The sequence below is a fragment of the Citrobacter sp. wls710 genome (genome assembly GCF_005281115.1).
Classification (GTDB): domain Bacteria; phylum Pseudomonadota; class Gammaproteobacteria; order Enterobacterales; family Enterobacteriaceae; genus Citrobacter; species Citrobacter werkmanii.
This window is the reverse complement of sequence record NZ_SZXD01000029.1, coordinates 81,365-101,072: the sequence shown is the minus strand read 5'-3', so window position 1 is coordinate 101,072 and position 19,708 is coordinate 81,365. Positions and strand designations below refer to the sequence as shown.

The window sequence follows — 19,708 nt, the reverse complement described above, 5'->3', positions numbered from 1 at the left end:
TATATTTATTCAAGAAAAACACCAGAAGTGACAAGTTATGTAAATTTGTAATGATAATTATTTGTATTATCATTTCCATCAATTATCTTACTGCCTTTGAATTTTAACAAAGGAAGTTTGACTATGCGTTTAAAACCTGTTGCCTCTGTCGTTCTGTCCTGTCTGGGTTTCACCAGCCCCCTGGTTTTTGCTGAAGATGTAATGGTCGTCACCGCCTCCGGTTACGAAAAGAAAATTACCAACGCAGCGGCCAGTGTTTCCGTAATTTCGCAGCAAGAATTACAAACCAATAAATATAATGACTTAGGAGAAGCCTTGCGTTCAGTAGAGGGCGTGGATGTTGAAAGCAGCACCGGTAAAACCGGTGGTCTGGAGATCAGCATCCGTGGTATGCCTGCGAGCTATACCATGATACTGATTGACGGTATTCGTCAAAACGGCAGCAGCGATGTAACGCCAAACGGCTTCTCTGCCATGAATACCAGCTTTATGCCACCGCTGGCGGCAATCGATCATATCGAAGTGATCCGCGGCCCAATGTCGACGCTTTATGGCTCCGACGCAATCGGTGGCGTGGTGAATATCATCACCAAAAAAAGCACCGATAAATGGAGCACCTCCATCAATACTGGCGTTAACCTGCAAGAGAGTAATAAATGGGGTAACAGCACGGTCGCCAACTTCTGGTCCAGCGGTCCGTTAATCGCAGGCGTGCTGGATATGCAGGTTCGCGGGAGCACAACCCAGCGCCAGGGTTCAAGCGTCACCTCTTTGAGCGATACCGCCTCTACTCGCGTACCCTATCCTACTGAATCTGAGAACTATAATATCGGCACCCGACTGGACTGGAAAGCCAATGAGAACAATACGTTGTGGTTAGATCTCGACTCTGCCAGACAGCGCTATGACAATGACGATGGACAGTTGGGCAACCTGACGGGGGGTTATGATAAAACGCTGCGCTATGAACGCAACAAAGTGACTCTCGGCCACGATACCGCTTTAACGTTCGGCACCTGGAAATCATCCCTCGGCTGGAATGAGACCGAGAACAAAGGCCGACAACTGGTCTCCTCCGCACTCACGCCGGAAAACGCTGGCCGCGCCGGTGATGCGCGTGAACTGAAAAACACTAACGTCATTCTGGACTCGGTGCTACTGACGCCATTAGGTGACTCACACCTGTTAACCCTTGGTGGGGAATACTGGGATGCGCGAATGAAAGACGGTGTTGTACTGGCCAATACCGGCGAGACGTTCCACCAAAAAACGTGGGCAGCCTACGCGGAAGATGAATGGCATATACTCGACTCATTGGCGTTAACCGCAGGTACCCGTTATGAGCATAATGATGTGTTTGGCGGCCACCTGAGTCCTCGCGCCTATATGGTTTGGGATGTCTCCGATGAGTGGACGCTCAAAGGCGGTGTTACTACAGGTTATAAAGCGCCCTCACTCAGCCAGTTGCATAACGGCATTAGCGGCGTAACTGCGCAAGGAACTGTTAATACTGTAGGTAACCCTGACCTCAAGCCGGAAGAAAGTATCAGCTACGAAACCGGGCTATATTATGAAAACGAGGCCGGACTGAACGCCAACGTTACCGGCTTCTATAGCGAATATAAAAATAAAATTGTCTCGTATTCTATCGATGATAATACCAACAGCTATACCAACAGCGGTAAGGCAAGGACCGATGGTATTGAATTCGCCAGCACCTTCCCTCTCTGGTCGGACGTACTGAGTTTATCCCTCAACTACACCTACACACAGAGCAAACAAAAAGATGGTGATAATAAAGGCGCGCCGTTGAGCTACACCCCCAAGCATATGGCTAACGCTCGCCTGAACTGGCAGGCTACAGAAGATATGAACGCCTGGTTGAGCGCCCGTTATCGCGGTAAGGCGCCACGCTTTACCGAAAATTACGAGAACCTCAGCGCGGTACAAAAGGCGGTGTATGACGACAAAGGCGCGGATTTAAAAGCCTGGACCGTTCTCGATATGGGAATGTCTTATAAGTTGACCAAAGACCTGACGCTAAATACGGCAGTCAATAACGTACTGGATAAAGACTTCAGCGAAGTTAAACTGTACCAGGTGGGCCGTAATAGCACCTATGCAGGTGATTACTATCAGACTGCGCAATCCACCACTGGATACGTAAATCCAGGCCGTAATTATTGGGTTTCTTTAAACTATCAGTTCTAATTTTAAAATGTTTTATTGGCAGGGCTATCTCTGATAGCTCTGTTCAAATACGTAACTGTTCGAGACCTCACTTATATAGTATTGATGTTTCCGAGAAAAACACATTAACTCCCATATATTTTATCCACTTTAATGCTGACATTGATAAAATGTAAGCTGATATCGCAAGCAATCACTAATGTTCTACAAAGTCGAAACAGAAAATTCATTACTCATTTATCTAACTAAATAATAGATAAACAGTCAGCATAATAGTGCCAGACATAAGTGCTGGTCGGATATGTACCAGCAGCATTAAAGAAGATCATTTGCTCTCTATCCCACACTATAAAATGGTAAAAATGAAAAAGTTAATGATTGCAATTATTGCGGCAACAGCTCTATCCGGTTGCGCTCAGCAAACCTTTAAAATCAACAACGGCATTGCAGAAAAACCCTCTCAGGAAACCAGACAGAATTTTTTCATTAATGGTATTGGCCAGTCACAAACCATCGATGCAGCTTCTGTATGCGGCGGTGCAGACAAAGTTGTTCGTACAGAAGTTCAGGAGTCTGGTATGGATGTTTTCTTGCGCATCATCACGATTGGCATCTATACTCCTCGGGAAGCCAGAGTATATTGTTCTAAATGATATTTTAAGCAGGTGTTTTCAGGAATACCTGCTTAACTTTACTGATGGTTAATAATATTGATCATTACTGAGAAATGGCATTAGCAACACAACAAACATCGTAATAAAACATAAGAACAATTAAACAATTAGTACAGAAATATCCCTTCCAGTATCAGTAAGTACGTTGCCAAAACAATAGCTCCGGCGATACCGCCTACAAACAGAACTGCAGCAATAGCTAATTGATCGTGGTTTGAGTACTGAACTCTAGTGCGCGCAGCCAACTTTTTCTTATGTACTACCGTCACTTCGCGACTTGAAGTGTGTCCCTTAGTAAAGGTTATATCTGTCATACTGTTATCCGTTTGCTGTATGTGAGAACGCAAATAACCGCTACACAACTAAGGATATGCTCTTTGAATAACACAGTCTGAGATTCATCTCACGATAAAGAAAAAACAGGTTTTCTACGGCCAATTCCTCCCCATTCTCACTTCTATCAACAAGATACCTTCCATTTTATTCGACAAAAACCTTCACTTTGGGTTTTGAAAGCAGAATAAGAATAAACTCAGTAAAAGTGACCGGTTTATAAAAGTAGTACCCTTGCAGGAAAACAATGTTGTTTTTGTTGAGATAATCAAGCTGCGCCTTCGTTTCAACACCTTCAGCAACAATGCTTAATGACAGCTTACGTGCCAGGTCGAGGACACAATCTAAAATTCGGGTTGAATCAGGCAGGTCATTTACCCGTCCCACAAAACTCTGATCGATCTTGATATAGTCAATGTGCAGATCATGCAAGTAAGAAAGTCCAGAATAGCCTGTACCAAAATCATCTAACGCAATGACAAAACCATTTTCATGAAGCGTATTGAGCCTCTGCACAAGATCATCATCCACATACAACGGTTCTCGTTCAGTCACCTCGATCACCAAATTTAAATCATTACGGCTGAAACTGTCTCTGTAGCGCAGGCACTCCTCCACAAACGTAGGGGAAGTGATATGGGTTGCGCTGAAGTTAATTCCGACATGGAAGCCGGATGACAATTTGCTGGCGATGGAGTTCATATTCGCAGCGACCTGCCTCATCAAGCTTTGAGTAAGCGGCACTATCAGACCTGATTTTTCGGCAACTGGAATAAAAGAGGCCGGAGAGATATATCCAGCCCTTGGGTGCTTCCATCTGGCCAGCACCTCGACACCGCGTAACGTTCCATCGCGACCATTTACGATTGGTTGATAAAAAGGCACTATCTCCCCTTTATCTATCGCTCTGCGCAACGTTTCTTCAGGGGTATCATCCTTATTCAAATATTTATCGATGGCATAAGCCACAGCGACCGAGATCAGCAGGATGAAAATCAGAATTCCCAGACCATTAGTGACGAGCCTTTTTAAGCTAAATAATGGAGGCTGTTCGAAAATAATGCTGAAGGGATACTTTGCAGAATTCACTTGACCAGACTGCTGCGCACTCGCCTTGAAGACTTTCACTTCCGTCGATGAACCAAGCACTTTGTCGCCTACCCGCAATGAATAGGTCAGTCCTTTTAATGGGACATTCAATGCGCCCCGGATATGCACCCCACTTATCGTGATAATGATACTACTTGTTTGAAAATGAGTCTGATAAAGTAAAACGGGTATCTCATTCACGGTATTTTGTGCAGAGGCCAACAGCAAATTCGTATCAGGTATCACGGGTATCTGTTTCAACAAGATCCGATTACCTGGCAGTGAGGTACACCAAACCGTCCCTTGCCGGATAATAATCAGCGTTCGTAAATGGGGCCGAAGCGCAGCTTCAGTTCCGAGCTGGTATTGGCTCTCCAGGTCGCATTTTTTTTCAGCGATGCGCTTAGCGGTACCCGTTGCCTGAAAAGCTTCATTAAGTATGTTGTCCATATTTTTCGCGGCATATCGTGCCCCACCAAGAGCTTCCATTGATGAGGAATACCAAAGCTGCATATTGAGAATAAAAACACCGATTACGAACAGACATATCGCAGCAAGTATCGGTAACAGTGCTTTGCGCATTCTTATATCCTGTGGCGAAAAATGAACACGTTAAAACGGACGTTGACTGAATCATGTTTGTCTCTACAGAGCATGGTCGACAGCAACATAAATCGCCATGAAGCCAATCACTTTTTCTAAATCTCATCATAACGCATTGATTAATAGTAAATAATCATTGTGCACTTTCAGAGCAATAGCAGTATTGCCCCACATTTAATTTGCTATGATGAGAAGGCATAATCAGGAGGAGAGCAAATGAAAATCTTTATTACTGACAATGACGGAAATCTGATCCCCATTGATGGAAAAAGCGTTGTCATCGAATTGAATAATGGCAAAACGATTGAGATCGCCGAGGAATACGGCAGAGATGACATCCCGGAAGGGATCAATCTCTGGGGAGGACGGGAACCATCTCCTTCCCTCCCATTTGAGGAAATCAAGGCCAGAACTGAAAGCCTCGGCGTTTACCCCATTGCAGCCAATGCTCTACACGTTTTCCCGTACAAAATTTCGTCGAAAAATTGAATCCTGACAAACTCGCAATGATCCCCTATCAACTATGCGATCGTTTTACCCGAAATAGAAATAACAAAATCCTAATCTCTTAATGAATATAAGGATTTGTTAAGCTCAATACGATACGGTTGCGGTGGCGCATCATTCGAGGAAAAACAATGAGCAGATTCTCAAGACTTCAGATTCACTTGCACTGGCTAACTCTGGTGTTAATCGCGATAACCTATGCCACAATGGAATTTCGCGGTTGGTTTCCCAAAGGCAGTGCCTCCTATCTGTTGATGAAAGAAACACACTATAATACAGGGGTATTTGTCTGGTGTTTAATGATAATACGTTTAATTCTCAAACATAAGTATGAAGATCCAGCTATCACACCTACGCCCCCCCAGTGGCAGAGGATATCAGCCAAATTAATGCATATCATGCTCTATGTCTCTTTTCTGGCGCTACCGTTATTAGGTGTCTTGACGATGGCTTACGGTGGAAAGAGTTGGTTTTTTCTAGGTTTAAACATCCCCTCTTTCGTTCATAGCAATGATGAAATAAAAGCCGTCGTGAAAGCTATTCATGAAACTCTGGCAAATGTAGGCTATTTCTTGATTGCAGCCCATGCTGGCGCGGCATTATTTCATCACGCCATACAGAAGGACAATACACTTTTAAGAATGATGCCTGAACATAAACATCTGAAATGATGAGATTAGAAACATAGGCACTAAAAAACGTAGAAAGCATTAGTTTATTTGTTATTCACTATAATGCTTATGTTTCTTTCTATCCCCTCATAACATAATCATCCCCGGGGGACGTCAATTCATATTGACGGTCCCCCTTGTATATCAGATAAAAACACAGTATAAACACTGTATATCCATACAGATAAAGGCAAGTGGCAATGTTCGTGGAACTCGTTTATGACAAAAGGAATTTTGATGGGCTGCTCGGTGCAAAAGAGATCATTTTGGGCGAATTGAGAAAGAGAGTGCACCAGATCTTTCCAGATGCTGATGTCCGGGTTAAACCGATGCTGACCCTACCAGCAATAAACACTGATGCCAGTAAGCACGAGAAAGAACAGATTAGTCGCACTGTTCAGGAAATGTTTGAAGAAGCCGATATGTGGCTGGTCTCAGATTAATTACTCTAATTTGCTGCGACTTAAATCCTTGAAAGATTGTCGGCTACCCGCCGTTATGTTCTGGCATACGACGCAGTCGCAGCAACACTCATCACTGAGCACATATCATTTGTCCAGTCCGGGTATCTTTGCTTCTGTAGCTTAATTACTCCAGATACCGCAAAATAAACCAAGAAGAAATAGTATCATGGTGTATTATATCACATAAAATAATAAACAATTACAACTTATAATTCCCAGGAGCCATAGGTACAGCCTGTTGTTTATCATTTCAAATATCACATTATGCTTTCCGCCCCATGTTAATACTGATAGAATATCGAAATATAAAAAACTATGTAAATTTATTACTAATACTTTGGTAGTTTTTTGATAAATAAAGAAAATGGGCTGCATATAAATGAATACATCTATTACCATCGTTACAGCGTTTTTCGATATAGGACGAGGAAATTGGACGAGTGATAAAGGTTTCTCTCCTCATTTAGAGAGAACATCTGATACTTACATTGAGTATTTTAAAAATCTGTCTGAATTAGATAATGAGATGGTCATATTTACATCTAGTGATCTTAAACCAAAAATAGAAAAAATTAGAAATGGTAAGCGAACTGTTGTAATCTCTTTAGATATCAATAATAAATTCCAACATATTAAAAATAAAATTTCACAGATTCAGAAAGATGATGAATTTAGAAATAAACTTGAAACTCGCCAACTAATAAACCCAGAATACTGGTCCTCAAACTACGTATTCGTTTGCAATCTAAAATCATACTTCGTAAATAAGGCAATAGCGTTAAACCTTGTTAATAATAATATGGTTGCATGGGTTGACTTTGGTTACTGTCGTAATGCAGAAGTCATAAATGGTTTATCCCAATGGAATTATCCATTTGATGTAAACAAAGTCAACTTATTTACGGTAAAAAAAGGGTTGACTGTCAAAACGCTTCATCAGGTTTTCGACCACATGATTAATAATCGTTCTTATATTATTGGCGGTGCAATTGTTGCAACAAAAAACAAATGGAAGGAATTTTATGAATTGGTTTGCCAGTGCCAAATAAAAACGCTTAGAAACAATATTGTTGATGATGACCAGGGTATTTTTATAATGTGCTACCATTATAAACCTCAATTAATCAAACTAAATCATCTCGGTAAGAATCGATGGTTTAATTTTTTTAAACTGTATGGCAAGAATGATTTTAGTTCTTTTTCACGAAGGTTAAAAGTAACACTTATCGGGAAATAAGATTAAATTGTAGACATACACAATACCGATAAAGGTAAAGCTGACGTCTACTATGAGCGAAGAGCGGTAATTAAAGGTTTCGAACACTACATAAATTATCACTCTGCTCGGTTCTGTTTATCAGTCATGATCAATTAACAGTCAGTCGCAATGCTAATTCTTGCGGGTAGGGATCAAAGTAATTCTGCGTCAGCAGATAATCGTCCGGGTATTCCGCCAGATAATGTTTCAGCAACGTCACCGGGGCCAGGATGGGCAGTAGTCCTGCGCGGTAATGAAGGATCACCTCGCGCAACTCGCCGCGCTGACGCATTGTTAATTGATTATGGAAGTACCCCTGAATGTGCATAAGCACGTTTGTGTGGTTTTTACGTGAGGCGGGTTTCTTCAGAATTGTCATTAAATTATCCCGGTAAACCGCAAAGAAAGCCTCCAGATCCTCCCATTCATGCAGTGATGCGACAAATGGGCCAATTTGCCTATATCCGGCCTGATGGTGAGCCAGCAATTGCAATTTATAACGGCTATGAAAATCCAGTAGAGCCCGCCGCGTCAGGCCATTTTTGCGCAGCATATTGAGCTCATGTAGGGCGAAAACCCTTTCGACGAAGTTTTCGCGTAGGACCGGATCGTGCAGCCGCCCGTCTTCTTCTACCGGTAGCCACGGATATTTCTCCATCAGCGCGGCGGTAAACAGTCCCACCCCGTCTTTACGCCCGCGATTGCCTTTATCGTCATATAAGCGCACACGTTCCATGCCACAACTGGGGGATTTTGCACAGACGATAAAACCGGACAGTGTGTCCAGCCCTGCCAGATACCGCTGGCAGAAGTCAGCCATTTCGTCGGTCACGTCTTCGTGAGGTGCGTGACTAAAACGCATGCGAATATCCCCGACAGTCGTTTGCACCAGGCGCAGCGCTGGCCGAGGGACAGGCAAACCTATCGCCATCTCCGGGCAAACAGGCTGGAAAGTCACCCACTGGGCTAGTTTCTCCATCGCAAATTCTGCCCGTTTATGCCCGCCGTCAAAGCGGACGGCAGATCCCGTTAAACAGCCGCTGATCCCAACGATGGGTTGCATTTTCATGACCTCTTCCTCACTATCGCGTTTTACGGGAGAAGAAAAGCGTCACCGTACCGACGGTGAGGCCAAATTTCTTCATCTCCGTTTTATTAAACAGATGGTTAGCATCCTGCATGTACATCCAGTCGTCAAAATTCAGCAACCAGGTTCTGCCGCTGGCTTTCACATTCATGCTGTAATGCCAGTTGAACGCGTTGCCCGCTGCTTGCCCCTTCGCCACGCCTTCAATGTCACCGGCAGTACCTTCGTAACGATCGGCGCTAACTTTACGGATATGCCATACCCGCTGCTGTTTCTCTCCATCGTCGTACACAAAGCGTTCGTTGAGGGTCAATGTGTCTCCCACCACATCGCCGTTAATATCGACATGGAAGCGACGAAGCTGTTTACCGCTGCGGTCCTGAATCATCCCCCATGCTTGCGTTTCTCCCTGAAAATACTGAAAGATATCCAGCGTCGGCTGCTGTTGCCGATAGTCGGCAATTTCAGCGCTACAACCAGCCACCTGCATCAGCAAGGGCAGGCTCAGGGCCAATAAACGTTTCATTTTTCACCTCCAGTAAGCTGCTGACGCAGCTCAGGATATTGCGTGCGGGAACCCAGCCAGACAGAGAGAAAGTTTTCGCTGAACGCCGCCGACTGCGGTGGGCCAAGCGGGATAAAGTGCCTTTGAACCGCTGAAGCGCGATACCAAAACTTCCCCTGCTTATCTTGCAATACAAAAGCCAGTTGCGTACCTGGCGCGACGTCTGGCCATATCTCACTCAACATGCGAAGCCAGGACTCACTCTGCGCTTCCCGCTCGAGAATACCCTGCGCTCGCCACTGATCGCGGGTGGCATTAACCAGTTCTTGCCGTTCAATATTGCGCTGATAGGTGATAATCAGTGCTTGATCCTCTTTCAGCCCGCGATAGCTCCCATCCGGCGTGCGCAGTTGTGAGGTATAGATCGTGAATGGTCCCCAGGAGAGCGTCGCATCGCCGACTTTCCGCCAGCTTAACCAGTCAGCGGCACCGGCAAAAGGCGCCGTCGCCATGACGCCCAGCAGTATCAATAGGGCAGGTTTCATTAGTGTTTCCCCATGAAAATATGAAAAAACAGCATCAACACCAGCCAGCCCGCCGCCATTAAGCCAACAACAATAAATGTTGGTTCCAGAAAAGTAATGGCCCCCAAACGCTCTCCTATCACATAGGCGATCGGCCCACCACCGGTGGCCATTATGGCCAGCAGCCATCCCGGCAAGGTAGTCGAGCAGGTGAGGTGCGTCCACAGGACAGCGAACATGAGCCAAAGCGCAACCATCCATAACGGCAACAATGCTTCGCCGTGAAAATTAATCAACCCCGTCAACGCCCACAGCGCATCCAGACCACTACCCACCGCTGCCATCATTAACGCGTACAGACGTTGCGCAGACGGCAGCAAGAAGCAGGCCAGAATAGCCAGCCCAAGCCATAACGCCAGGCCGCGCTCACGAAATAACACCACCATGAGCCAGTACAGATCGAACCCGACAGCCAGGATAAAGACCTGTAAATGGCGGTTCATGGACGTTCCGCCGTCAGTTGCACCACGCTGATCGTGCGGGCGTTAAAACCGGCTTCGCAGTAGCCGAAGTAGTACAGCCACATACGGCGAAAACGCTCATCAAATCCCAGTTTTTCAATGTCATGCCAGGCGTGAACAAATCCTTGTCGCCAGTGCGCAAGCGTCCGGGCGTAGTCGGGCCCCATATCGAACAGATTACGAACCACAAAGTCAGTATGCTTTGTCATCAGGCCGCTCATCGCGGTGATACTGGGTAAAAAGCCCCCTGGAAAGATATAGCGCTGAATAAAATCAACGCCTTTGCTGTATTCGCGATAGCGCTGATCCTGAATGGTAATGGCCTGAATCGCCAGTTTTCCCCCACGACGCAGTCGCGCCTGGCAGGTACGGAAAAACGTCGGCAGATAACGCTGACCAACCGCTTCGATCATTTCGACCGACACCAGTTTGTCGAATTCCCCGGTCAGGTCGCGGTAGTCGCACAGCAGGACGTTGACTCTCTCCTGTAAACCTGCGCGGGCAATCCGCGCTTTCGCCCAGGCAAACTGTTCCTGAGACAGGGTCGTGGTGGTTACACGGCAACCGTAATGGCGTGCGGCGTATTCCGCCATAGCCCCCCAACCAGTACCAATCTCCAGCAGGTGGTCATTCGCGGTCAGTGCCAGTTGCTCGCAAAGCCGCGCCATTTTGGCCTGCTGAGCCTGCGCTAAAGACTGCTCGGGGCAGGTGAATAAGGCGCTGGAATAGAGTAAATCCTCATCAAGAAAGTACGCATAAAATGCATTACCGAGATCGTAATGCGCGGCAATGTTTTCTTTTGCTTGTTGCCGATGGTTGCGACGCTTCCAGTGACGCAAACGCTCGGCGGGTCGGCCAAGCAGGCGAAAACCGCTTTCCAGGCGTCCCAGTAGGGTGCTGTTAAGCGCAAATATTTGCAGTAACGGCGTGAGCTGTTGCGTTTCCCACTCTCCGTCCATCCAGGCCTCAGCCGCCGCAAGACTTCCGCCTTTCAGCACCCGCCAGTACACCGTGGGCGAGAGAATATGTACTTCAGCGCGTAATTCAGCTGAAACATCACCAAAATGTAAGGTCTGCTCCCCTTCCCGCATCGTGACAGAACCCTGGCGAAGGCCGCTCAGCATGCGGAAAATAAGCCAACGCGCCACACGCAGGTTGCGCGGAACATCAGGTTCAAGCGCAAAGACGGGATCGGTCATGATCGTTCACTCCTGCTGACGGGATGGTTGTAGAGAGGAACTCGCTTAAGCCACAGTCGTAGCGCCTGCCAGTAAATCGCTAACACCGTTTTCAGCGTCATTAACGGCAGTCGTAGCAGCAACGCGCGTAAACTCGCCTGCGTCAACGGCTCGCGTTTGAGCATCAGGCTGGCATCAAAAATCTTCTCTGCCTGGTGGTTTTCGATATGCATATGCAGCGTTTTACCCGGCGGGTTAAATCGCCAGTGATAGACCATATCCATCGGGTTAAACGGCGATACATGGAACGCTTTTTCCAACGGACGCTTTTCCTGTGCGTCTACAGCGTAGTAATGTCGCTCATTCCATGGCGTATTGCGGACTTCCGCCAGTACCCAGCGCAGACGCTGTGAACGGTCATAGCAGTAGTAAAAATTGACCGGGTTAAAATGAAAACCGAAATAGCGCAGCTGTGTCAGAAGCATTACACGCCCCCCGGGATGTTCGCCCGTCAGGCAGGCAAGCTTATTCAACACGCTCTCTCTTAACGGTGTCCCCAGAGGGTAATCCGCATCATGAAAAGCTGTCGCGGCGAAGCGATTACGTTTCACGCCTACGCCCGAAAGCTGTGCGAGTTCATCTAAATCGAGCCACGCCATAAACACCTGATAACTAAACTGGTGTGTTGCTGGCTGGAGGCGGCGATGGCGCAAAACACCGTGGTACAGGCAGCTGTTCATCTTAGCCCCCCTCTCCTGCGGCAATGCCGTGTACTACATCGAGCGCGCTGCGCACGCCATCCTCATGAAAGCCGTTGTACCAATAAGCCCCGCAGAACCAGGTCCGACGCAGGCCGTTGATCTCAGTGCGGCGCGCCTGCGCGCGCCAGCTGTCGGGATTAAACAATGGGTGCTCGTAGACAAAGCGTCGCAAGACGAATCGCTCGTCAATAGGGGTGTCCGGGTTGAGGGTCACGCAGAATAGCGGGCTTCCTTCGGGTAATCCCTGGAGAATATTCATGTTATAGGTGACACAGGCGCTGGCGCGATCTTGCCCACTCAGGCGGTAATTCCAGCTTGCCCACGCGCGTTCGCGTACCGGTAACCAGCGGCGATCGCTGTGCAAAACGACCTCGTTACGCTGCCAGCTAATTGCGCCCAGCACGTCGAGTTCTGCGGTGGTGGCATCACCAAGCACGACCAGAGCCTGCGAAGAATGACAAGCGAAGATCACCTGATCAAACGTCTGTACTGATCCTGCCAACTGGATTTTGACGCCGCTGTCGTGACGAATGACCTGCTGAACAGGCGCATTGAGGTGCAATGCCAGACGCTCACCCAGCTTCGCCAGCATAACGCGAATGTACTCGCGCGATCCGCCTGGGACCACGTACCACTGCGGACGATGCCAGATATCCAGCAGGCCGTGGTGTTCAAAGAAGCGTAAGAACAACGGCAACGGAAAACGGCGCATTTCCTGTAGCGAAGATGACCAGATGGCTGCGCCCATCGGCAGAATATAATGACGCGCAAAGAACGCGCTGAAATGGTGCTGGTCGAGGAAGGTCTGTAGCGTGGCGTTGGCATCGACATCATTCAATGCCCGTTTAGCCAGACGATTAAAACGGACAATCTCTTTCATCATTCCCCAAAATGCGGGTTTGAGCAGGTTCTGACGTTGGGCGAACAAGGAAGTCAGAGTATGACCGCTGTACTCCATACCGCTTTGCGTATTATGCACCGAAAAACTCATCTGCGTTTTTTGCCCCTGGATACCGAGTTCACTCAGCAAGCCCATAAAACGCGGATAAGTTCGGTCGTTGTAGACGATAAAGCCGCTATCAATCGCGAAATTCCCCTGTGGAGTCGCTATATCTACCGTCGCAGTATGGCCGCCAGGGGTCGACGCCGCTTCAAAAAGCGTCACCTGATGATGTCCGGCCAGACGCCAGGCGCAGGTTAATCCGGCAATACCACTGCCAATGATAGCAATTTTCATGAACGCACCATCCTGCGCAGCAACGTGCGCTGGAGACTCTCAGGCAGCACGGCCAACAGACGCAGCAACACGCCAAAACCTGTCGGGAAGGCAATACTATTTTTTCCTTTCGCCAGGCCACGACGAATAGCCTTCACCGCCTGCTTTACACTCACCTGCCCGGGCATAGGAAAATCGTTTTTACGGGTAAGCGGGGTATCAACAAATCCTGGCGAAACGACGGTCACGGCAATACCTTTTGGCTCCCAGTCCAGACGCAAACTATTGGCAAACCAGGTTAGCGCGGCTTTAGACGCACCATAGGCTTCCGCCCGTGGGAACGGCAGCCAGTGCGCCATCGAACTGACCAGCACCACACGGTTACCGGAAGTTAACTGCGGCTGAAGCGCTGCCAGGCAGTTGATGGGGCCCTGATAATTCGCCGCCATCACCCGTTCAACCTTCCCTGCATCTATCCAGCCGTGGTCGAGATATTCGCAAGTTCCGGCACAAAGAATAACCAGTTCGGGTTTGCAGTCCGCCAACGCCTGGCGACAGGCGTCCCTGTCTGTCATATCGAACAGGCGTACTGTGATGTTGGCGTGGGATTGGCGCAGTTGTTCCAGCCTTTCGGGATTGCGGCCACAGGCAATCACGTGACAGCCGTCATCGGCCCATGATTTTGCAAGCCCGGCGCCAATCCCTGAACTTGCGCCAGTAATGAGGACAGTCATCATGCGCGCACCTTCCTTTTAACGTGGCGAACGGCCCAACCCAACAGCGGCAGATGCTCATAGAGCATCTCACCGGCATCGTAATAATCACGCTGGCGAAAAATCTTCTCGCCATGTGTCTCGACCATTGAACATCCCGGCAAAGATCGTATTTTTCCGCCAGCAATACGCGGATGCGACCAGTACATTGTCCACGTCACAGCAAACCGCCCGGTCTCACACAGTGGAGGGTCAATGGCAAAACGGCAGGCATTCACATTCGCCAGGAGATGCGAGAAATAGCGCTGAATGGCAAACAGCCCATTATGTTCCCCGAAGGGATCGACAAGTACCGCGTGCACGTCGTACAAACCGGCAAGCGCGGGGACGGGCTGGCGATCCAAATTGGCGTAGTAATCCACAAACCTGTCGATAACGGATGGCGGTGCGCGCATAGCTCTTACCCTTGTGTGAACCACATTACGTAGGCGGTATAATTAAAACTTACACAAACACTTTAATTTGTCCAAGTTTATACTAAAAAATAATTATAAATTCATTTAATTCAATAAATTAAAATTTAATATTTTTGAGGAAATTTATTCGTAAGCCACTAAGGTAGTGGCCAATCAACACACAAGAAAGGTAATAACAGAGAATTAAAGCGGGATCACTTCGAGGGAGTTGACCTGCTGTTGCCAGAGGTCTATCTGTTTTTTGCGCGCTACGGTGAGTTTGCCGGACGTCACCAACAGCCATTTGCGTTCGGGGAAAATTTCAGGCGCAAGCATCGCGGGCGGTACAGGAAGCACATCAATACGATGTCCCTGTCCAGTGCGACCAAGCGCTTCAAGCCAGATCTCGCAGGGGTCGGTAAGATGCCAGCCTGTAATCAGGTAGTTATCGCCCGGCGCACGCTTATCCCCTTCCAGGCAAAACGAGGTGTAAGAAATAATAATACCATCAAGGATTTCACGCAGCGTCATGATAGCAGGCACGTTAGCTGATACCTGGCTTCGCAGAGGGCGCAGCACCTCGCTCACCAGTTCAGGGCGGGGATATTCGCGACCGGCATCATAAATAAGCTGGCGCAGAGAGTCTATTTTCCCTTCGTTCAAGCGCTGCAGCATACTCTCTTGCAGAGCGAGCCAGTTATTCGTTCGCCGGGCACCAGGGCGGGACAGCAACGGTTTAACCTGGCTTATCGGTACGCCTTTTTTCACCCAATCGAGAATTTTAAGCGCCTGTTGGATATCGTCATCGCTATACAACCGGTGCCCACCATCCGTACGTTGTGGTTTGAGAAGTCCATAACGACGTTGCCAGGCGCGCAGCGTTGTGGCGGTTATTCCACAAAGCCTCGCAAATTCACCGATGGAATAGGACATACAGAGCACCTAATAACCAATAATACTTTCAATATACTACGAACCACGAGCAACAATCACTTTCAGAAAGAAGATATAAAGCACAAGGGATTGATATCCACAAATTATTGGAACATAAATCAAGAAAAATGACAGACAAATATCACGACGACAGGGGTAAGGATTGGACAGTTGTCGAAGTAAAAACGGGGTGAGCACGCCTGGTTTTTGGGGAAGCATTTTGGGGAAACAATGTTGCAGGCACAAAAAAACGGGAACCTCTCGGCTCCCGTTCTCATACAACCCAAAATCTGGATTACATGTTTTCGATGATCGCGTCACCAAACTCTGAACATTTCAGCAGTTTAGCGCCGTCCATCAGACGTTCGAAGTCATAGGTTACGGTCTTGGCGTTAATCGCGCCTTCCATACCTTTAACGATCAGGTCAGCCGCTTCGACCCAACCCATGTGGCGCAGCATCATTTCTGCAGACAGAATGATAGAGCCAGGGTTCACTTTATCCTGGCCTGCGTACTTCGGTGCAGTACCATGGGTCGCTTCGAACAGCGCACATTCGTCACCGATGTTCGCGCCTGGCGCGATACCAATACCCCCCACCTGTGCTGCCAACGCATCAGAGATGTAGTCGCCGTTCAGGTTCATACAAGCAATCACATCGTACTCAGCAGGACGCAGCAGGATCTGTTGCAGGAACGCATCGGCGATAACGTCCTTAACCACGATTTCTTTGCCGGATTTCGGGTTCTTGATTTTCACCCACGGGCCGCCATCAATCAATTCACCACCGAATTCTTCACGCGCTAACTGGTAACCCCAGTCTTTGAACGCGCCTTCAGTGAACTTCATGATGTTACCTTTATGTACCAGGGTAACAGAATCACGATCGTTCGCGATGGCATATTCGATCGCCGCACGAACCAGACGCTTGGTCCCTTCTTCAGAACACGGTTTGATACCAATACCACAATGTTCCGGGAAGCGAATTTTCTTCACGCCCATTTCTTCACGCAGGAATTTAATCACTTTCTCAGCATCTGCGGAGTCTGCTTTCCACTCGATACCCGCATAGATATCTTCGGAGTTTTCACGGAAGATAACCATGTCGGTCAGTTCAGGGTGTTTAACCGGGCTTGGCGTACCCTGGTAATAACGCACCGGGCGCAGGCAGACATACAGGTCAAGTTCCTGACGCAGAGCAACGTTCAGAGAGCGAATACCGCCGCCAACTGGCGTGGTCAGTGGACCTTTGATGGCAACACGATATTCACGAATCAGATCAAGAGTTTCAGCAGGCAGCCAGACGTCCTGGCCATAAACCTGAGTGGATTTCTCGCCGGTGTAGATTTCCATCCAGGAGATTTTACGCTCGCCTTTATAGGCTTTCTCGACAGCAGCATCGACAACTTTGATCATCGGTGGGGTTACATCAACGCCGATACCGTCGCCTTCAATGAACGGGATAATCGGATTTTCAGGAACGTTGAGTTTGCCGTTTTGCAGGGTGATCTTCTTACCTTCCGCCGGAACAACTACTTTGCTTTCCATTCACCTCTCCTTCGAGCGCTTCTGGTTTGCTCGTCTGTCATCGCGCTGCATGTGCATTGGCGTCCTGCTGCACGACTGCGTTAGAGCAATTTTTTGTTAATGATTTGTAATGAGCGTGTCAATACTACCCTATTGTTCGTCGCCATGAAAGACACTCGTTCTTAGGCTATAATGCGGCAATTGACATAATCTGAAAATACCATGCAAAAAACTTCTTTTAGAAATCACCAAGTTAAGCGATTCAGCTCACGACAAGTCACTAAGCAGCGTAAAGAAAACCAGCCAAAACGCGTGGTTTTGTTCAATAAACCCTACGATGTTTTGCCACAATTTACTGACGAAGCGGGACGCAAAACGTTAAAAGATTTTATTCCTGTGCCAGGCGTGTATGCTGCGGGTCGTTTGGATCGGGACAGTGAAGGGCTTTTAGTGCTGACCAATGATGGCGCATTACAGGCGCGGTTAACGCAGCCCGGCAAGCGCACGGGGAAAATTTATTATGTTCAGGTTGAGGGAGAACCTACGCCCGAAGCGCTGGAAGCCCTGCGCACTGGCGTAACGCTTAACGATGGCCCCACGCTGCCTGCAGGCATTGAAGTGGTAGAAGAACCCGCCTGGCTGTGGCCGAGAACCCCGCCCATTCGTGAACGGAAGAATATTCCCACCAGTTGGTTAAAAGTCACCTTATATGAAGGCCGCAACCGTCAGGTACGGCGTATGACAGCACATGTTGGGTTTCCTACGCTACGCCTCATCCGCTATGCCATGGGTAATTACACGCTGGATAATCTCGCTAACGGCGAATGGCGGGATGCAACTGTATAAGGAATCGGTATGTTCAAACCACACGTTACGGTCGCCTGCATTGTGCATGCAGAAGATAAATTTTTAGTCGTTGAGGAAACCATAAACGGCAAAGCCTTGTGGAATCAACCTGCCGGGCACCTGGAAGCAGACGAAACCCTGGTACAGGCCGCCGCTCGTGAGCTATGGGAAGAGACAGGCATCAACGCACAGCCGCAGCACTTCATTCGGATGCACCAATGGATTGCGCCGGACAGAACGCCTTTTTTACGTTTTCTGTTTTCTATCGAACTTGCCAATATGTGCGCTACTGAACCCCATGACAGTGATATTGATTGCTGTCGCTGGGTCAGCGCAGAAGAGATTCTCTCAGCGCCAAACCTGCGCTCACCGCTGGTTGCCGAGAGCATTCTCTGTTATCAGAGCGGGCAGCGCTATCCGCTGGCAATGATCGGTGAATTTAACTGGCCGTTTACAGAGGGTGTCAAGTAAAGGGCTGCGTGCTAGAATATGCCGCCTTGAAGTTCAATGTCGTGAGTATTCCTATGTCTGAAAGCCCAAAAAAAGTGATCGTCGGCATGTCCGGCGGTGTCGATTCCTCCGTTTCTGCCTGGCTGTTGCAACAACAGGGCTATCAGGTAGAAGGCCTGTTCATGAAGAATTGGGAAGAGGACGATGGCGAGGAATATTGCACAGCGGCTGCCGACCTTGCGGATGCACAGGCTGTCTGTGACAAACTTGGCATTGAACTGCATACCGTTAACTTTGCTGCAGAATACTGGGACAACGTCTTTGAGCTGTTTCTTGAAGAGTACAAAGCGGGTCGTACGCCGAACCCGGATATTCTGTGCAATAAAGAGATAAAATTTAAAGCCTTCCTCGAATTTGCCGCTGAAGATTTAGGTGCCGATTACATCGCCACCGGTCACTACGTGCGCCGCGCTGATGTCGACGGCAAAAGCCGCCTGCTGCGAGGGCTTGATGGCAATAAAGACCAGAGCTATTTCCTCTATACGCTCGGCCATGAGCAAATCGCGCAAAGTCTGTTCCCGGTCGGCGAACTGGAAAAACCACAGGTGCGTAAAATTGCCGAAGATCTCGGTCTGATTACCGCCAAGAAAAAAGATTCCACGGGTATCTGCTTCATCGGCGAACGTAAGTTCCGCGAATTTCTTGGTCGCTACCTGCCCGCTCAGCCTGGCAAAATCATCACCGTTGACGGCGAAGAGATTGGCCAGCACCAGGGACTGATGTACCACACTCTGGGCCAGCGTAAAGGTCTGGGCATTGGCGGTACGAAAGAAGGGACGGAAGATCCATGGTATGTGGTGGATAAAGACGTTGAGAACAACATTCTGGTTGTCGCTCAGGGTCACGAACACCCACGCCTGATGTCCGTTGGCCTGGTGGCACAACAGCTGCATTGGGTCGATCGCGAACCGTTCACCGGCACAATGCGCTGCACGGTGAAAACCCGCTACCGTCAGACCGACATTCCATGCACCGTTAAAGCGCTGGATGCTGAACGTATTGAAGTCATTTTCGACGAACCGGTTGCGGCGGTAACGCCGGGTCAGTCGGCTGTCTTTTACAATGGCGAAATCTGCCTCGGCGGCGGAATTATCGAACAACGCCTGCCTTTGCCGGTCTAATTATTTACACATTTGATACAAGGA

Annotated in this window: 22 protein-coding genes and 1 pseudogene; 10 read left to right on the top strand and 13 right to left on the bottom strand. The window is 48.3% G+C overall.

The window, feature by feature from the left end; translation table 11 throughout:
- The first annotated feature begins 123 nt into the window (after positions 1–123).
- Positions 124–2,211 carry a TonB-dependent receptor gene (locus FDX14_RS12290; RefSeq protein WP_137349615.1) on the top strand — a complete coding sequence of 696 codons (2,088 nt, stop codon included), beginning with the start codon at positions 124–126 and terminating at the stop codon, positions 2,209–2,211.
- Between the two features lie 341 nt (positions 2,212–2,552).
- The gene (locus FDX14_RS12285; protein ID WP_042309317.1) at positions 2,553–2,843 is read left to right on the top strand and encodes a Bor family protein; all 291 of its coding nucleotides are present in this window, start codon (positions 2,553–2,555) and stop codon (positions 2,841–2,843) included.
- A 128-nt stretch (positions 2,844–2,971) separates the two neighbouring features.
- Here FDX14_RS12285 and FDX14_RS12280 read toward each other — a convergent pair whose 3' ends face one another.
- Together FDX14_RS12280 and pdeG are read right to left on the bottom strand one after the other, a co-directional pair.
- Positions 2,972–3,178, bottom strand: coding sequence for a hypothetical protein (locus FDX14_RS12280; protein WP_137349614.1), 207 nt, complete (start codon positions 3,176–3,178; stop codon positions 2,972–2,974).
- 166 nt (positions 3,179–3,344) lie between these two features.
- Positions 3,345–4,868, bottom strand: a complete 1,524-nt coding sequence (gene pdeG, locus FDX14_RS12275; protein ID WP_137349613.1) for a cyclic di-3',5'-guanosine monophosphate phosphodiesterase PdeG — start codon at positions 4,866–4,868, stop codon at positions 3,345–3,347.
- A 237-nt stretch (positions 4,869–5,105) separates the two neighbouring features.
- On the opposite strand from pdeG, the gene FDX14_RS12270 reads away from it, so the two are divergent.
- From FDX14_RS12270 to yibB, 4 genes are all read left to right on the top strand, one after another.
- Positions 5,106–5,378 (top strand): hypothetical protein, encoded by a 273-nt coding sequence (locus FDX14_RS12270; RefSeq protein ID WP_042308953.1) that lies wholly within the window; start codon positions 5,106–5,108, stop codon positions 5,376–5,378.
- 149 nt (positions 5,379–5,527) lie between these two features.
- Positions 5,528–6,067 (top strand): cytochrome b, encoded by a 540-nt coding sequence (locus tag FDX14_RS12265; protein ID WP_042308955.1) that lies wholly within the window; start codon positions 5,528–5,530, stop codon positions 6,065–6,067.
- 200 nt (positions 6,068–6,267) lie between these two features.
- Entirely contained in the window at positions 6,268–6,510 is a 243-nt protein-coding gene (locus FDX14_RS12260; RefSeq protein ID WP_061381500.1) for a DinI-like family protein, read from the top strand.
- 400 nt (positions 6,511–6,910) lie between these two features.
- Positions 6,911–7,768: a protein YibB gene (gene yibB, locus FDX14_RS12255; RefSeq protein WP_137349612.1), complete on the top strand. Its 858-nt coding sequence runs from the start codon at positions 6,911–6,913 to the stop codon at positions 7,766–7,768.
- A gap of 130 nt (positions 7,769–7,898) precedes the next feature.
- Here yibB and FDX14_RS12250 read toward each other — a convergent pair whose 3' ends face one another.
- The 10 genes from FDX14_RS12250 to FDX14_RS12205 all read right to left on the bottom strand — a co-directional run bounded on the left by FDX14_RS12250 (position 7,899) and on the right by FDX14_RS12205 (position 15,682).
- The gene (locus FDX14_RS12250) at positions 7,899–8,858 is read right to left on the bottom strand and encodes a YbgA family protein (protein WP_137349611.1); all 960 of its coding nucleotides are present in this window, start codon (positions 8,856–8,858) and stop codon (positions 7,899–7,901) included.
- 13 nt (positions 8,859–8,871) lie between these two features.
- Positions 8,872–9,402, bottom strand: coding sequence for a DUF3833 domain-containing protein (locus tag FDX14_RS12245; protein ID WP_042308962.1), 531 nt, complete (start codon positions 9,400–9,402; stop codon positions 8,872–8,874).
- The gene (locus FDX14_RS12240) at positions 9,399–9,926 is read right to left on the bottom strand and encodes a hypothetical protein (RefSeq protein WP_137349610.1); all 528 of its coding nucleotides are present in this window, start codon (positions 9,924–9,926) and stop codon (positions 9,399–9,401) included. The genes FDX14_RS12245 and FDX14_RS12240 overlap by 4 nt, the downstream gene beginning before the upstream one ends.
- Complete coding sequence (locus FDX14_RS12235) at positions 9,926–10,408, bottom strand: DUF2878 domain-containing protein (RefSeq protein ID WP_042308966.1); 483 nt, start codon at positions 10,406–10,408, stop codon at positions 9,926–9,928. The genes FDX14_RS12240 and FDX14_RS12235 overlap by 1 nt, the downstream gene beginning before the upstream one ends.
- A complete protein-coding gene (locus FDX14_RS12230) occupies positions 10,405–11,625 on the bottom strand; it encodes an SAM-dependent methyltransferase (RefSeq protein ID WP_042308967.1) in 1,221 nt (406 codons plus the stop codon). Before FDX14_RS12230 ends, FDX14_RS12235 begins: the two co-directional genes overlap by 4 nt.
- The gene (locus tag FDX14_RS12225; protein WP_137349609.1) at positions 11,622–12,344 is read right to left on the bottom strand and encodes a DUF1365 domain-containing protein; all 723 of its coding nucleotides are present in this window, start codon (positions 12,342–12,344) and stop codon (positions 11,622–11,624) included. The genes FDX14_RS12230 and FDX14_RS12225 overlap by 4 nt, the downstream gene beginning before the upstream one ends.
- Before the next feature lies 1 nt (position 12,345).
- Entirely contained in the window at positions 12,346–13,602 is a 1,257-nt protein-coding gene (locus FDX14_RS12220) for an NAD(P)/FAD-dependent oxidoreductase (RefSeq protein WP_042308970.1), read from the bottom strand.
- Positions 13,599–14,318 carry an SDR family NAD(P)-dependent oxidoreductase gene (locus FDX14_RS12215; protein ID WP_042308971.1) on the bottom strand — a complete coding sequence of 240 codons (720 nt, stop codon included), beginning with the start codon at positions 14,316–14,318 and terminating at the stop codon, positions 13,599–13,601. The genes FDX14_RS12220 and FDX14_RS12215 overlap by 4 nt, the downstream gene beginning before the upstream one ends.
- On the bottom strand, positions 14,315–14,749 hold the full coding sequence (locus FDX14_RS12210; RefSeq protein WP_137349608.1) for a nuclear transport factor 2 family protein: 435 nt from the start codon (positions 14,747–14,749) through the stop codon (positions 14,315–14,317). The genes FDX14_RS12215 and FDX14_RS12210 overlap by 4 nt, the downstream gene beginning before the upstream one ends.
- A gap of 204 nt (positions 14,750–14,953) precedes the next feature.
- Positions 14,954–15,682, bottom strand: a complete 729-nt coding sequence (locus FDX14_RS12205; RefSeq protein WP_042308973.1) for a MerR family transcriptional regulator — start codon at positions 15,680–15,682, stop codon at positions 14,954–14,956.
- Positions 15,683–15,720: 38 nt separating this feature from the next.
- Between FDX14_RS12205 and FDX14_RS25425 the strand changes: the two are divergent.
- Positions 15,721–15,876: pseudogene (locus tag FDX14_RS25425) on the top strand (integrase); the annotation flags it as partial.
- A gap of 101 nt (positions 15,877–15,977) precedes the next feature.
- Here the strand turns inward: FDX14_RS25425 and icd are convergent.
- Positions 15,978–17,228, bottom strand: a complete 1,251-nt coding sequence (gene icd, locus FDX14_RS12195) for an NADP-dependent isocitrate dehydrogenase (RefSeq protein ID WP_042308974.1) — start codon at positions 17,226–17,228, stop codon at positions 15,978–15,980.
- A gap of 201 nt (positions 17,229–17,429) precedes the next feature.
- On the opposite strand from icd, the gene rluE reads away from it, so the two are divergent.
- Genes rluE through mnmA form a run of 3 tightly spaced genes read left to right on the top strand, consistent with a single transcriptional unit; the run spans position 17,430 to position 19,684 of the window.
- A complete protein-coding gene (rluE, locus tag FDX14_RS12190; RefSeq protein ID WP_137349607.1) occupies positions 17,430–18,053 on the top strand; it encodes a 23S rRNA pseudouridine(2457) synthase RluE in 624 nt (207 codons plus the stop codon).
- A gap of 9 nt (positions 18,054–18,062) precedes the next feature.
- Complete coding sequence (locus tag FDX14_RS12185; protein ID WP_042308976.1) at positions 18,063–18,524, top strand: NUDIX hydrolase; 462 nt, start codon at positions 18,063–18,065, stop codon at positions 18,522–18,524.
- Positions 18,525–18,577: 53 nt separating this feature from the next.
- The gene (gene mnmA, locus FDX14_RS12180) at positions 18,578–19,684 is read left to right on the top strand and encodes a tRNA 2-thiouridine(34) synthase MnmA (RefSeq protein WP_061381741.1); all 1,107 of its coding nucleotides are present in this window, start codon (positions 18,578–18,580) and stop codon (positions 19,682–19,684) included.
- The last annotated feature ends 24 nt before the right edge of the window (positions 19,685–19,708 follow it).